Here is a 14734-nt window from a genome sequence, read left to right on the forward strand (position 1 = left end):
ATCAGTTTTTCATCAACTTGTGTTCAATAAACCCGCGCTGTTTCACCAGCGCGTCGATTTCCTTCAGCGTTTCCAGCAATTCCTTCATCATGCCGAGCGGCCACGCGTTGGGGCCGTCGGACAAGGCGACGTCCGGATTCGGGTGCGTCTCCGCGAACACGCCCGCCACGCCGCTGGCCACCGCGGCACGCGCCAGCACCGGTACGAACTCGCGCTGGCCGCCGCTCGAGGTGCCCTGCCCGCCCGGCTGCTGCACCGAGTGGGTGGCGTCGAATACCACCGGGCACTGCGTGGCGCGCATGATCGCCAGACCGCGCATGTCGGACACCAGCGTGTTATAGCCGAAGCTCACGCCGCGTTCGCACACCATGATCTGCTCGTTTCCGACTTCACGTGCCTTGTCGACCACGTTCTGCATATCCCACGGCGCCAGGAACTGGCCCTTCTTGATGTTGACCGGACGTCCGGCGCGCGCGACGTTCTGGATGAAGTTGGTCTGGCGGCACAGGAAGGCCGGCGTCTGCAACACGTCGACCACTGCCGCCACTTCGTTCAGCGGCGTGTCCTCGTGCACGTCGGTCAGCACCGGCACGCCGATCTTCGCCTTCACTTCGGACAGGATGCGCAGCCCCTCTTCCAGGCCGAGTCCGCGAAAGGACTGGGTCGACGAGCGGTTGGCCTTGTCGAACGAGGATTTGTAGATGAAGGGGATGCCGAGCGACGCGCACATTTCCTTGAGCGTGCCGGCGGTGTCCATCGCCAGCTGTTCGGATTCGATCACGCAGGGGCCGGAAATCAGGAACAGCGGCTGATCAAGCCCGGCCTCGAAATGACATAGTTTCATTTGGCGTGCTCCTGTTGACGCGCCAGCGCNAGCTTGCACGAACGCAATGAACAAAGGATGGCCGTTACGCGGGTTGCTGGTGAACTCGGGGTGGAACTGGCAGCCGACGAACCAGGGATGCACCGAGGTGGGCAACTCGACCATTTCGCACAGGTCGGTGCCTGGCGCGCGCCCGGCGACGACGAGGCCCTTGGCTTCGAGATCGGCCAGCAGGGTATTGTTGACTTCGTAGCGATGGCGATGGCGCTCGACGATGCTGGCGGCGCCGTAGATTTCGCGTGCCAGCGTGCCGTCCTTGAGCTCGCACGGCTGGCCGCCCAGGCGCATGGTGCCGCCCAGATCGGATTGCTCGCTGCGCTTCTCGACCTGGCCGCCGCGGTCGAGCCATTCGGTGATGAGGCCGATCACCGGATGCGTGGTGGCCGGTTCGAACTCGGTCGACTGCGCGTCCGCCATGCCGGCGACGTCGCGCGCGAATTCGACCACCGCGAGCTGCATGCCGAGACAAATGCCCAGATACGGCACCTTGTTTTCACGTGCATAACGAATGGCGGCGATCTTGCCTTCGACACCGCGCTTGCCGAAACCGCCGGGCACCAGGATCGCGTCCATGTCCTTGAGACTGTCGATACCGCTTTTCTCGATCTGCTCGGAATCGATGTAATGGATCTTCACCCGGCTCTTGGTGTGCATGCCGGCATGGATCATCGCTTCCGACAGCGACTTGTATGACTCGGTGAGGTCGACGTACTTGCCGACGAAGGCGATGTTGACGGTGTGCTGGGGATGCTCCAGCGCGTGAACCAGGTTCTTCCATACGGAAAGATCCGCCGCACGCGCGAGGATGTTGAGCTTGTGGCAGACGATCTCGTCGAGCATCTGATCGTGCAGCATCGCCGGAATCTTGTAGATCGAGTCGGCATCCAGCACCTGGATGACCGCTTCGGGCCGCACATTGGTGAAGAGCGCAATTTTCCGGCGTTCGTCGACCGGAATTTCACGATCGGCGCGGCACAGCAGAATGTCGGGCTGGATACCGATCTCGCGCAGTTCCTTGACACTGTGCTGGGTTGGCTTGGTCTTCAGTTCGCCCGCAGTGGGGATATAGGGCAGCAGGGTCAGGTGGATGAAGCAGGTGTTTTCCGGACCGTCCTCGAAGCCCATCTGGCGGATCGCTTCCAGGAAGGGCAGTGATTCGATGTCGCCCACCGTGCCGCCGATTTCCACCATCGCCACGTCCGCGCCCTTGGCGCCTTCGCGGATCGACAGCTTGATCTCGTCGGTGATGTGCGGGATGACCTGCACCGTGCCGCCGAGATAATCGCCACGACGCTCCTTGTCGATCACGGACTTGTAGATCTGGCCGGTGGTGAAATTGTTGCGCTTGCTCATACGCGCGCTGGAAAAGCGTTCGTAATGCCCCAGGTCAAGGTCGGTCTCCGCGCCGTCGTCGGTCACGAACACCTCGCCGTGCTGAAACGGACTCATGGTGCCGGGATCGACGTTGATGTACGGATCGAGCTTTAAGAGGGTGACACGGATGCCGCGCGATTCGAGCAGCGCAGCGAGTGAAGCGGAGGCGATCCCTTTCCCTAGGGAAGAAACCACCCCACCAGTGACAAACACATACTTCGTCATGTTATGAGCGGGGGCGGGTGATGGCGGATTCTACTCCATCGCCGGTGACGGCTCAATGACGCGGCGAAATCAATGACTTGCCAGCCGACGCCAGGTCGCCACCACCGTGTCCGGGTTGAGCGAAATCGAGCCGATTCCCTGGTCGACCAGCCAGTCGGCCAGATCGGGATGGTCGCTCGGCCCCTGGCCGCAGATGCCGACGTATTTGCCCTGCCGCCTACAGACCGCGATGGCTTCGGCCAGCAATTTCTTCACCGCCGGATTGCGCTCGTCGAAACCGCCAGCCACCAGGCCGGAGTCGCGGTCGATACCGAGGGTGAGCTGGGTAAGATCGTTGCTGCCGATGGAGAAACCGTCGACATAGTGCAGGAAGTCCTCGGCTAGCAGCACGTTGGNAGNGATCTCGCACATCATGATCAGCCGCAGGCCATGATCGCCGCGCTTGAGGCCGTTATCGGCCAGCAGCCCGGCCACCGCCGCGCACTCCTCCACCGTGCGCACGAAGGGGATCATCACCTCGACATTGGAAAACCNCAGCGTCTCGCGCACCTTCTTCAGCGCCCGGCATTCCAGCTCGAACGCCGGACGGAACATCGTCGACACGTAGCGCGCCGCGCCGCGCAACCCCAGCATGGGGTTTTCCTCCTTCGGCTCGTAGCGCTCGCCACCCACCAGATTGGCGTATTCGTTGGACTTGAAGTCGGACAACCGCACGATCACCGGCTGCGGCCAGAAGGCGGCCGCCAGGGTGGCGATGCCTTCGGCGAGTTTGTCGACATAGAACGACACCGGGTCGACATAGCCCGCGGTACGCTGGTCGATCTCGTCGCGCAACGCCGGCGTCTGGCCGGCATAGTCGAGCAGCGCCAGCGGATGCACACCGATCATGCGGGCGATGATGAATTCCAGCCGCGCGAGCCCGACGCCGTGATTGGGGATTTGCGCAAACTCGAACGCACGCTCGGGATTACCGACGTTCATCATCAGCTTGACCGGCGGTTCGGGCAGCGTTTCGCTGGCCAGCGTCTCCACCTCGAACGCCAGTCTGCCCGCGTAGACTTTGCCGGTGTCGCCTTCGGCGCACGACACGGTCACCAGTTCGCCGTCCTTCAGCACCGTGGTCGCGTTGCCGGCACCGACCACAGCGGGGATGCCCAGTTCACGCGCGACGATGGCGGCATGGCAGGTACGCCCGCCACGGTTGGTGACGATGGCTGCGGCACGCTTCATCACCGGCTCCCAGTCGGGGTCGGTCATGTCGGTGACCAGGATGTCGCCCGGCTGCACATGGTTCATTTCAGCCGGACTGGCAATCACCCGGACAATGCCGGCACCGATCTTCTGGCCGATGGCGCGACCGCTGATGCGCACCTCGCCGGTGCCTTTCAACACATAGCGCTCGGTGCTGCCGGCAGTGCGCGCCTTCACGGTTTCCGGGCGCGCCTGCACGATGAACAGTTCGCCGGTCTCGCCGTCCTTCGCCCATTCCACGTCCATCGGCCGTTCGTAGTGCCGCTCGATCTGCATCGCCTGGCGGGCCAGTTCCAGCACCTCGGCGTCGTTCAGGGCGAACTGTCGCCGCAGTTCGGGTGGCGTGTCCTCGATCACGGTCGTGCCGTCGCGCCACACCATGCGGGTGGCTTTTTCACCGAGTTCACGCCGCACCACCGCGGNGAAGCCCTGCGCCAGCATCGGCTTGTGCACGTAGTACTCGTCCGGATTCACCGATCCCTGCACCACCGTCTCGCCCAGACCATAGGCTGCGGTGATGAACACCACGTCGCGGAAGCCGGATTCGGTGTCCAGTGTGAACAGCACGCCGGAGCAGGCGATGTCGGAGCGCACCATGCGCTGGATGCCGGCGGACAGCGCCACGCCGGCATGGGCGAAGCCGTGGTGCACGCGATAGGCGATCGCACGGTCGTTGTAGAGCGAGGCAAACACCTTCTTCACGTACGTGAGCACGTCGTCCGCGCCGCGCACGTGCAGATAAGTTTCCTGCTGGCCGGCGAACGAGGCGTCGGGCAGGTCCTCGGCCGTGGCCGACGAGCGCACCGCCACCGATACCGTGTCGCCGAGCCCCGCGTACGCTGTGCGCAACCCGGTTTCCAGCGCAGGCGGCAGGCTGGCCGCTTCTATCCATGCGCGGATCTCCGCCCCTGCCTGCGCCAAGGCCGTCACGTCCGCGACGTCGAGCGGCGCCAGCCGCGCGTCGATGCGTGCGCGCAGGCCGTTATGGTCGAGAAAGTCCCAGAACGCCTGGGAAGTGGTGGCGAAGCCCCNCGGTACCTTGACCCNCGCGCCGGACAGATGGCGGATCATTTCGCCGAGCGACGCATTCTTGCCGCCCACCAGCGGCACATCCGCCATCGACAGGGCATCCAGCGGCACAATATAGTCTGTAGACATAGGTGAACTCCATGAACGGTTACAGCATATTCTGCGTGTCCGACCACACCGGGGTGACGGTCGAGTCCGTCGCCAAAAGCGTATTGGCGCAGTTTCCTCATCTCGAGTTTAGCCTGATTACGCTACCCTTCGTCGACAGCGCGGAGAAAGCCCAGGCCACGGCTGCACGCATCGCCATGGCCCCTCGTGCGCTGACCTTCTCCACCCTGACCGATCCTACGCTCCGCTTGCCGTTTCGTCAGGCCGGGCTCAGCCTGTTCGACGTGTTCGACCTGATCGCGCCCGCTGTCGAATCGGCGCTCGGCCAGACCGCCACCCCCAGCGGCGGCCACACCCATGGCATGGCATCCGACTATGAAGCGCGTATGGATGCCGTCAACTTTGCACTCAATCTGGACGACGGCCTCAATCCCGAACGCCTCGACCAGGCCGACCTGATCCTGGTCGGCGTCTCGCGTGTCGGCAAAACNCCCACCGCGCTTTATCTGGCCTTGCAATATGGCCTGCGCGCGGCCAACTATCCGCTTACGCCGGACGACCTCGAACAGGACGACCTGCCTGCCTGCCTGAAAGCCCATCTACCCAGGCTGCGCGGCCTCACCCTGTCGCCCGAGCGCCTTGCCGCCATCCGCCAGGCGCGTTACCCGGACAGCCGCTACGCCAGCCTGGCGCAATGCCGCACGGAGCTTGCCGCCGCCGAGGCGCTCTTCAAACGCCGCATGCTTCCCATTGTCGATACCACCCGCATGTCGGTGGAGGAGATCGCCGCGCGCTTGCGGCTATCCTGAGCATCTCGCTGCCCTGGCCGAGGGCCAGCCCTCAAGTTTTGCGCGCTTCACCCGATTGAACAAACGACCTGGCGCCCGTTTATACGCCGTTCAAGCCCCGCCAAATTATCAAATGATCAGGAGTTTCCCGATGTCTTGCCCCTATCCACGTACTTGCTCACACACTGAAATGGCAGCAGTCTGTCCATTCCGATCTTCACGGCCGCGCTGACGACAGGTTCGGCGCACTTGTCCGCACCATCAAAAGGAAGGCTGACACCAGCCACATCCTTGTTTCTCCCGAATGCCAGCCTTCGCCTGCCACGCAAACGCCCGGTCCGGCCTGACTCGAGTTCGCACGGGACACATGACCGGTTTCGTTTCGTTCACGGAAAGTGCGCAGCGTGAATACCCGTGCCCTTGACCTGGACAACACGCCTGTGCCGGCGGCAAGGCATTCCGTGCTTCCCGCGACCTGGCGACGCGTGCTGCTGGCAGGGTTCATTGTCCAGCTGTTCCTGATTTTGTTCGTCACCACCATCGGCCTGCAGCAGCTCCGGTTGACCGCCAACAATCTCGACACGGTCATCGATGTCCATATGCGCAAGCTCAGCCTCACCAAGACGATGATGGCCGCTGCGCGCGAGCGCACACTCAGCATGTTCAGGTTGTCGATGAGCCACGATCCGTTCGAGCGCGATCAACTGTTCGTACAGTTCAACCAGCACGGAGCGGAGTTTGCCGCTGCCCGAATGGCGCTGTTGGGCATGCCCCTGAGCCCGCGCGAACACGAACTCATCGACCTGCAGGGACGCCTGACCGGCATCGCCCGGCCGATGCAGAATCGGGTTGTCGATGCGCTGAACAGCGATTCCGACCAAAGGGCCGAAGAGCGGGTCCTCAGCAGTGCCATCCCGGCACAGAACAACGTCCTGAGCGTACTCTCACTGCTCGACACCGAAACCCAGAAGCTTGCACTGGAAGCCAGCCGCAAGGCGCATCAGGCGCACGAAGTGGCGCGCTTCTGGATGTATCTCCTGTCGGGGATCGCCCTGTTGCTGGGCATGTTCGTCGCTGCTGCGGTCATGTATTACACCAAGCGGGCCAGCCGCGAACGCCACCATCTTGCCACGCATGACGCCTTGACAGGCCTGCCCAATCGCATGCTGTTCATGGACCGCCTGGAACAATCCCTGGTACGCGCGCAACGCCGCAACACGCTGGTGGGCGTGATGTTCATCGACCTGGATCGTTTCAAGCGCGTCAACGACACCCTCGGCCACGCCAGCGGCGACGCGCTCATTTGCGAAGTTGCGCAGCGCCTGCGCGCGACCACGCGTGCCGAAGATGTCGTCGCCCGGCTGGGCGGCGACGAATTCGGCGTGGTCATCGATGTCGCCCGGATCAGTCAAGTTCTACAAGTGGTGGANAAAATCCTCGGCGTCGTCAGCGAACCCTATCGAATCGCTGAACGCGAACTGTTTTCCAGTTGCAGCATCGGCGTCAGTGTCTATCCGAACGACGGCAGCGACGGCACCAGCCTGCTGAAGCATGCCGACACGGCGGCATTCACCGCCAAGAATGGCGGCAGGAACCGCTTCCAGCTCTATGACGCCGCCATGAACACCATGGCGGAAGAACGGCTGCAACTGGAAACCGAACTGCACTACGCGCTGGAACGAAATGAATTCCTGTTTCACTACCAGCCCAAGCTCAACCTGGAAACCGGACGCATCCAGGGTGTCGAGGCGCTGATCCGCTGGAATCACCCCGGCAAGGGCCTGCTCAGCCCGGCGGTTTTCCTCGAACTGCTGGAAGAAAGCGGCGGCATCGTCAAAGTCGGCCGCACGCTGCTGAGATCGGCCTGCTTCCAGACGGCAAGCTGGCATGCCGCCGGCTTCGTCGACCTCGATGTAGCCGTCAACATATCGGGCAAGGAGTTCTGGCACGACAATCTGGTCGCCGACGTCCGCGAGGCCCTGGAGCAGTCCGGCTTGCCGCCGCATTCGCTGCACCTCGAACTGACCGAAGGCATTTTCATGCAGGATGTCGAGGCGGCCGTCTCNCTCATCCTGGCCTTGAAGGCGCTGGGCGTGGCCGTGGCCATCGACGACTTCGGAACGGGCTATTCGTCCTTGGCTCACCTCAAGCGATTCCCGCTCGACATCCTCAAGATCGACCGTTATTTCGTCAAGGACATCCCGCACGCCCCGATCAACGAAGCGCTCATCGGCTCGATTCTCGCCCTGTGCCGGGGACTGAAACTCGGCACCGTCGCCGAAGGCGTGGAGAACCGGGAACAGCTCGACGTCCTGCGTAAACTCGGCTGCCAGATCGTGCAGGGGTATTTCATCAGCCGGCCGGTGCCTGCAGATGAAATCGCCGCACTGCTGGACCGCGACTGGCTAAGGGAATTCGACCAGGCTTGAGCCTGTCGGCTGCGGCAGCCATCCCGGGCGGCCCAATCCGCGTTTCCGTTAAAGAAACGCGAAACCGGGCCGAATCAGCAGGGGCGACCCTTCGCGAATGGGAGAGCGGATGCTATCCGAAGACAACCTGGTCATCACCGGCATACAGGAAAATGGNAAAAAATTCCGCCCGTCGGACTGGGCCGAACGCCTGTCGTCCACACTGGCCAGCTTTCATCCTGACAACCGCCTGCGCTATTCATCGGGCGTCCAGCCCTGCATGATCGAAGGGGAATACTGCCTGATCGTCGCACGCTGGCTGAAAGCCGCCGACCCGGCCGCCTACGACTATGTCATGGGGTTCGCCCAGGCGAACCAGCTGCGAATCCAGATGGATCGCCGCGCCGGCGCACGCGCCTTATCCTGCTGACACCCATGCGGCCCTAGGTGGCCCGCTGCCGGGCCGCCTCGAACACGGCCACGGCCAGGGCCGCCGCCGCATTCAGAGATTCGATCCTGCCCGGCATCGGGATACGTATCGCGGCACTTGCGGCGGCACACACCGCCTGCGACAGACCCGCGCCTTCGTTGCCCACGATCAAGGCCAACGCGCCGGTCAATGCATGCGCATACAGGTTGCCGTCCTCGGCCAGCGCGAGCGCGAGGCTCTCTCCTTCGAAACCTGCCAGCCAGTCCACGATATCGACGCCGCTGACGAGCGGCAGCACGAACTGCGCGCCCTGCCCGCCACGCAGCGCCTTGGGCGACCATGGATCATGGCAGCCTTTCGACAGCACGGCCAAGGTCGCCCCTGCCGCCGCGCCGGTACGCAGCATCGAACCGAGATTGCCCGGATCCTGGATGTCTTCCAGCACGATGACGAGGGGCGTGGCCTCGATGGCCGGCGGCGCGAGCCAGGCAGCCTCGGCAAGCAGGCCGGTCGGCGTCGCAACCGGCGCGAGTTCGGCAAACAGCGCGTCCGACAGCTCGACGGCCTTGGCGTGCGGACACTGCCCGGCCAACCGTTCGAAGCGGCCGGCATCCAACGAGGCCGCGCGCACCAGCGTATGCGGCTGGCCGCCGGCATCGAGATAGGCCGCCAGCAAATGCTCGCCGTCGAGCAGGGTCATCCNGGCCTCGCGGCGCGCGCGGGCCGAGTCGGCAAGCTTTTTCAGCCGTTTGAAGAGAGGGTTGTCGCGTGAGGAAATGACGGTTTCGGTCATGCCAGGATTATCCGCGATTCGTCTTCTCGGGCGTACACTCACACCATGCGCATCGCCCTCATCACCCCGTATGGCCGCGAGCATCGCAACGGCAACTGGCACACAGCCTCGCGCTGGGCGCGCTTCCTGCGCGAGGCCGGACACGCGGTGCGGGTACAGGTGGAATGGGACGGCCGCCCGGCGGATCTGATGCTGGCACTGCACGCTCGGCGCAGCTTTGCCTCGATACGCGCCTTTGCCGAGCGTTTTCCGACCCGGCCGCTGCTGCTCGCGCTCACCGGTACCGATCTGTATCGCGACATTCATGAGGATGCCAACGCCCAGCAGGCGCTCGAACTCGCGCACCGGCTCATCGTGCTGCAGGATCGCGGTCCCGACGAACTGGCACCGCATCTGGCCGCCAAGACGCGGGTGATCTACCAGTCGTCGCCCGACATACCCCGCCGCCCGCCCTCCTCCAAGGCCTTCGAAGTGCTGGTGATCGGTCATCTGCGCGAGGAGAAGGACCCGTTCCGCGTCGCGCTCGCCACCGCCTATCTACCCGAGCATTCGCAGATCCAGGTCACCCACCTCGGCAGCGCCCTGTCCGAGGACATGGCGCAGACGGCCGAAATGGCGCAGGCCAAGCTGCCACGCTGGCACTGGCTCGGCCAGGTGCCGCACAAGACCGTACTGAAGCACCTGTCGCGCGCGCATCTCATGGTCATCAGTTCGGTGATGGAAGGCGGCGCCAACGTGATCTGCGAGGCGCTGGCGGCCGGGGTGCCGGTGCTGGCATCGCACATGCCGGGCAATATCGGCATGCTCGGCGAGGACTATCCCGGCTATTTTCCGGTGGGCGACGAACGGCAGCTGGCCAGGCTGATGGCGATGGCCGAGAGCGATCCGGCGTTCTATGCCGACCTGCTCGACCATGCCGCGACCCGGCGCAGCCTGATGCGCCCCGAGCAGGAAGCCAGCCGGCTACGGCAGGTGGTCGCGGAATTCGAGCAAAACCCGGCGTAGCCCCGACACCGTTCGATCAGCCGGCTCAGCCCTCGTCAAGCAGGATCCCGAACATGCGTGTCCGCCGGGCCTTGCTCAATCCGCGCCAAACCCGAATTGCCTCGCGGGCGACACGCGCATCGCCCGTAACCGAGTACTCGACCGCGAGCGCGCGCCAGACATCGGCCAGTTTCGGATCGAGCGCCTGCAATTTTTGCAGGGCCTGCGTCACTCCTGCCTGGCCTTTCACCCGATAAAACGTCAAACCCAGGTTCTGCCAGGCCGGGAGATAGTCGGGATCGATCTCCACCGCGGCGCGATAGGCCCGCATCGCCTCATGCGCGTGTCCGCTGTCACGCCAGGCATTGCCAAGATTGTTGCGGGCCAGCACGTCGCCCGGAGCCAGGCTGAGATTGTGCCGATACGCCGCGATCGCCTCGTCGAAGCGTCCCAGTTCACCCAGTGCGCGTCCCTGGACGAACCAGGCCAGCGGATTCCTCGCATCGACCCGCGCCCAATCCTGGCCCCATGCCAGCAAACCCGACCAGTCGGCACGCCTTTCCAGAGCTTGGGCCTGTTCGACCCATTCGACCTGGGCCCGCGCCGCCAAGGCGGCCTGGCCACCCTGCAGACCGAAGGTCTCGGCCGCCACGGCCGGCCCTGCGCAGGCAAGACCGGACAAGCACACAAGCAACAGGACGGCACGACTCGACATAGGACGGGAATCGCAGTCCTTGCGGCCCGCGACGAAGGAATCGACCGGATTCATTTTACGCCGTGCTTGACGCATCGCTTATGCTGTCGGCTGCACAAGAAAACAGCTGCCCCATGTCCGCCACCGAACATTTCATTCCCGGCAAGGATGCTTCGCTCGAAGCGTCGATCGCCACCCTGCAATCCAAGCTCGAAGCCATCGGCTTCCACATCGAGGAGCGTTCCTGGCTCAATCCTGTGGAAGGCGTGTGGTCGGTGCACATCCGCGACCGCGACTGCCCGCTGCTGTTCACCAACGGCAAGGGCGGCTCGGAACTGGCGGCACGGGCGAGCGCCCTGGGCGAGTACTTCGAACGGCTGTCGACCAATTATTTCTGGACCCATTTCTATCTGGGCGAGACGATCGCCAACCGCAGCTACGTCCACCACCCCGATGAACGCTGGTTTGCGCTCGACGGCGGCGACGATGCCTGGCCGACCGACCTGCTTCCCGCGCTGCATGGCCTTTACAACCCCGATGAGCGCGTGCGCGCCGACCAGCTGATCGACCTCAACTCCGGCAACACCGAGCGCGGCATCTGCGCCATTCCCTACCGGCGGCTTTCCGACGGCAAGACCGTGTATTTCCCGGTCAACCTCATCGGCAATCTCTACGTCAGCAACGGCATGTCGGCCGGCAACACGCTGATGGAAGCGCGCACCCAGGCACTGTCCGAAATTTTCGAACGCCACATCAAGTTCCGCATCATCGAGGAAGGCCTGTGCCTGCCCGACGTGCCCGAGGACGTCATCGCCCGTTATCCGCGCATCGCCGCGGGTATTCGCGGCCTGCGCGAAGCCGGCTTCGGCATCCTGGTGAAGGACGCCTCGCTCGGCGGCCGCTACCCAGTGATGAACGTCACCCTGCTGCACCCGCACGACCAGGGCTGCTTCGCCAGCTTCGGCGCGCATCCGCGCTTCGAGGTGGCGCTGGAACGCGCACTAACGGAGTTATTGCAGGGCCGCGCGCTCGATTCGCTCGAAGGCTTNCCCGCGCCTGGTTTCGACCAGGCCGAGATCGCCGACCCGCAGAATCTGGAAATCCACTTCGTCGATTCCAGCGGCGTGATTTCCTGGCAATTCCTGCGCGGCACCCCCGACTTCGACTTCGTCGACTGGAACTTCGGCACCACGACAGAAGAGGACTACGCGTGGTCAGTCGGCGCCCTGCACGCCGAAGGCCGAGAGATTTACGTCGCCGACTTCGAACACCTCGGCGTCTATGCCTGCCGCATCCTGGTACCGAGCGTGTCCGAGATCTACCCGGTCGAGGAACTCGAATTCGAGAACAACAGCGTCGGCAACCTGCTCCGTCCGGCGCTCGCGCGTCTGCCGGAGCTTGTCGAAGCGGAATGCGCCGCGCTGCTCGATCTGATGATTGAACTCGAACTGGCGGACGACCGCCTGGTATCGGTCCTGATCGGCCTTGCGCCGGACGCCGAGTCGCCTTGGACCGACCTGCGCGTCGGCGAACTGAAACTGCTGCTCGCGTTGGCCATCGGCGACGACGACGCCATCCTCGAAGGCTGCACCTGGATCGCCCAGTACGGCCAGCGCAGCGACGCGCGGCTGAAGGTCTATCGCTGCATCGCCGACCTCGTCCGGCTCGCCGACCCTGGTCCCTTCGAGCCTGCGCTGGCGCTGATGTACGGCCGCGAGACGCTGGAACAGGCGTTCGCACTGTTCAACCAGGACGAGCGCTTCTTCGGGCTGACGACGCTGGGCGACAACTTCGAGGGCAGCGCGATCCACCAGCGCCTGCTGGAGGCGTACCGCAAGGTGCGGGGCTAGCACGCTCCCTGCGAAACCGCCTTCTGGATCAGTTTCCCTTTTTCAACACCATGGCCTGGACAGCCGGACTGTCTGTCAGCACATTCATGGCCTTGTTGATCCCATCCTCGACCGCTTTGCTCGCCGATCTGGACGGATTTTCGCTGAAGTCGAATCCCGGGTTCCCCGCCGAGTCACCCACGCCATGGACCACTGACGAGGCACTCAGGGTATCCCCTTCATAGATATTGATCTTGTAAGTGATCGTAGCGGGATATATCTGGAATTTCGTGAACGGGATGTCGAAGCTGTAGCCCTGGATTTCCGGTGCAACCATGAAATCCAGCGCGTCCGCCTCGGCCTCGGATTTGCTCGGCGGGTTCTTCAGCTTCACGACCTTGACGAAATTTTCCTCCAGTGCGTCGCGGAATTGGTGCGCACTGGCCTGTCCGAGATTCGTGAAATTCCAGCCATCGCCCCATTTCGATTCCGAGTGCTGGTAGTTTTCAAAGGCACTCGAGAAATAGACCCNCACGCTCAAAGGCACTTTGTGGGTGGGAATCGGAATGGCCGCACGGTTTGGCGTAGCCGGCACCTGGTGTGCACACCCGGCAAGCAACCCGATGGCGAGTCCTGCAAGTCCTGATTTGAACAACATTGTGGTCATGTTTTTCCTCCCTGTTGAAACCACGTCCGTCGAATCCCCTCGACAACCCAACGCATCCCCACGGCCAGACCTGGCAGGCAGGGCCGTGCTGCGAACGCGCCGACTGGCTCGTCCGGCCCCTAAATTCCGGGCATGCCGACGAATCGGTCCAGCGCCTTGAAATCGGCAATCCAGCGACACACGCCCACATACTGCGACGTATCCACACGGCCCTCCCCGGCAAGCGCGACGTAGGGGAAACAGGCGATGTCGGCAATGGTCGGGACGGAACCGGCCAACCACTGCGCTGCGCCGAGACGAGACTCCAGCACGCCAAGCGCCTGCCCGGCTGCCTGATGCGCAGCCTCGAGATCGCCCGGAAGCCCCAGGTGAACGATTGCGCGGGCGCGAAACAGGCCTGTCTGTATCTCATTCTGAGCGAGTTCGAGCCACTGCATCACCTGGCCGAACTGCGCAGGATCGCGGGGCAGCCAACACGCCGTCTTGTCGTAGCGCGACGCCAGGTAACACAGAATGGCGGTCGACCNCCAGAGGCTGAATTCGTCCTCCTGAATAGAGGGAATCTGCCCGCGCGGATTCAGCGTCAGATAGGCGTCATCCACCTGGTTCCGGCCATCCTTGATGGATACCGGTATACGTTCATGCGGGATGTCCAGAAAAGACAGCAGCAAACGGATCTTGTAGGCGTTCCCGGACGTCTCGCGGTCATAGAGTTTCAACATGTGCAATCCCCGTCAAGCAACATTGTCGGCTTCGATCTTCCTGAGCAAGGCATCGGCTTCGGCCAGTTGGGCTTCGCTGAAGACATGTACGCCGGCTTGCTGCAGGATTGTGGCGGTTACACCACGATCTTTCACCCGGGTATCGGTGAACGTGCCATCGAAGATGAAACCTGTCCCGCAGGATGGACTGCCTTCCTTCAACACGGCAATCCGGATATGCCGCGCACGGGCCAGTTCAAGTGCTTGCTCCGCGCCACTGATCAGATAGGCCGATACGTCACGGCCATTGGAATCGACAGCCTTGGCAATGCCGGCGAGCACTTTCAAGCCACCGGCACCTTCGGCAATTTCAGCGCGCGGGCGCGGAACTGGCAGGCCGCCTGCAACCTCCGGACAGACGGCCACGACACGCCCTTCGTGTTGCCATTGCTGCAGGATGTCATGGTCGCAGCGCATGTCGCCGCCGTTATAGCGAACTGCCTCGCCGAGCAGGCAGGCACTTACAAGAACGGATTGCATGCCTCCATTAAAACGGGATCGAACGGGGAT

Annotated in this window: 11 protein-coding genes and 1 pseudogene; 5 read left to right on the top strand and 7 right to left on the bottom strand. The window is 63.4% G+C overall.

The annotated features are described in order from the left end of the window. Position 1: 1 nt before the first annotated feature. The 3 genes and pseudogenes from kdsA to ppsA all read right to left on the bottom strand — a co-directional run bounded on the left by kdsA (position 2) and on the right by ppsA (position 4891). Positions 2-844, bottom strand: coding sequence for a 3-deoxy-8-phosphooctulonate synthase (kdsA, locus tag HZY77_RS07925; RefSeq protein ID WP_296820436.1), 843 nt, complete (start codon positions 842-844; stop codon positions 2-4). After that, positions 841-2482, bottom strand: a pseudogene (locus HZY77_RS07930) (CTP synthase). Before HZY77_RS07930 ends, kdsA begins: the two are co-directional and overlap by 4 nt. Positions 2483-2551: 69 nt before the next feature. Further along, a complete protein-coding gene (gene ppsA / locus HZY77_RS07935) occupies positions 2552-4891 on the bottom strand; it encodes a phosphoenolpyruvate synthase (protein WP_296820438.1) in 2340 nt (779 codons plus the stop codon). Positions 4892-4902: 11 nt separating this feature from the next. Here ppsA and HZY77_RS07940 point away from each other — a divergent pair, with 11 nt between their 5' ends. The 3 genes from HZY77_RS07940 (at position 4903) to HZY77_RS07950 (ending at position 8496) form a co-directional block, all read left to right on the top strand. Next, on the top strand, positions 4903-5679 hold the full coding sequence (locus tag HZY77_RS07940) for a pyruvate, water dikinase regulatory protein (RefSeq protein WP_296820440.1): 777 nt from the start codon (positions 4903-4905) through the stop codon (positions 5677-5679). A gap of 383 nt (positions 5680-6062) precedes the next feature. Beyond that, a complete protein-coding gene (locus tag HZY77_RS07945; RefSeq protein ID WP_296820443.1) occupies positions 6063-8087 on the top strand; it encodes an EAL domain-containing protein in 2025 nt (674 codons plus the stop codon). Between the two features lie 109 nt (positions 8088-8196). Further along, positions 8197-8496 carry a DUF3579 domain-containing protein gene (locus HZY77_RS07950; RefSeq protein ID WP_296633267.1) on the top strand — a complete coding sequence of 100 codons (300 nt, stop codon included), beginning with the start codon at positions 8197-8199 and terminating at the stop codon, positions 8494-8496. A 13-nt stretch (positions 8497-8509) separates the two neighbouring features. Here HZY77_RS07950 and HZY77_RS07955 read toward each other — a convergent pair whose 3' ends face one another. Beyond that, positions 8510-9289 carry an RNA methyltransferase gene (locus HZY77_RS07955; protein WP_296820446.1) on the bottom strand — a complete coding sequence of 260 codons (780 nt, stop codon included), beginning with the start codon at positions 9287-9289 and terminating at the stop codon, positions 8510-8512. 45 nt (positions 9290-9334) lie between these two features. Here HZY77_RS07955 and senB point away from each other — a divergent pair, with 45 nt between their 5' ends. Further along, complete coding sequence (gene senB, locus HZY77_RS07960; RefSeq protein WP_296820448.1) at positions 9335-10294, top strand: selenoneine biosynthesis selenosugar synthase SenB; 960 nt, start codon at positions 9335-9337, stop codon at positions 10292-10294. Positions 10295-10319: 25 nt separating this feature from the next. Here the strand turns inward: senB and HZY77_RS07965 are convergent, their stop codons facing one another. After that, complete coding sequence (locus tag HZY77_RS07965; protein ID WP_296820450.1) at positions 10320-11042, bottom strand: tetratricopeptide repeat protein; 723 nt, start codon at positions 11040-11042, stop codon at positions 10320-10322. Between the two features lie 59 nt (positions 11043-11101). On the opposite strand from HZY77_RS07965, the gene ycaO reads away from it, so the two are divergent. Continuing rightward, positions 11102-12817, top strand: coding sequence for a 30S ribosomal protein S12 methylthiotransferase accessory factor YcaO (gene ycaO, locus HZY77_RS07970; protein ID WP_296820452.1), 1716 nt, complete (start codon positions 11102-11104; stop codon positions 12815-12817). A gap of 765 nt (positions 12818-13582) precedes the next feature. Here the strand turns inward: ycaO and HZY77_RS07975 are convergent. Together HZY77_RS07975 and HZY77_RS07980 are read right to left on the bottom strand one after the other, a co-directional pair. Continuing rightward, complete coding sequence (locus HZY77_RS07975; protein ID WP_296820454.1) at positions 13583-14185, bottom strand: glutathione S-transferase family protein; 603 nt, start codon at positions 14183-14185, stop codon at positions 13583-13585. Between the two features lie 12 nt (positions 14186-14197). Then, positions 14198-14704 (bottom strand): DUF523 domain-containing protein, encoded by a 507-nt coding sequence (locus HZY77_RS07980; protein ID WP_296820456.1) that lies wholly within the window; start codon positions 14702-14704, stop codon positions 14198-14200. Positions 14705-14734: the final 30 nt, after the last annotated feature.

The sequence above is a fragment of the Thiobacillus sp. genome (assembly GCF_013693775.1).
In the GTDB taxonomy this organism is placed as follows: domain Bacteria; phylum Pseudomonadota; class Gammaproteobacteria; order Burkholderiales; family Thiobacillaceae; genus Thiobacillus.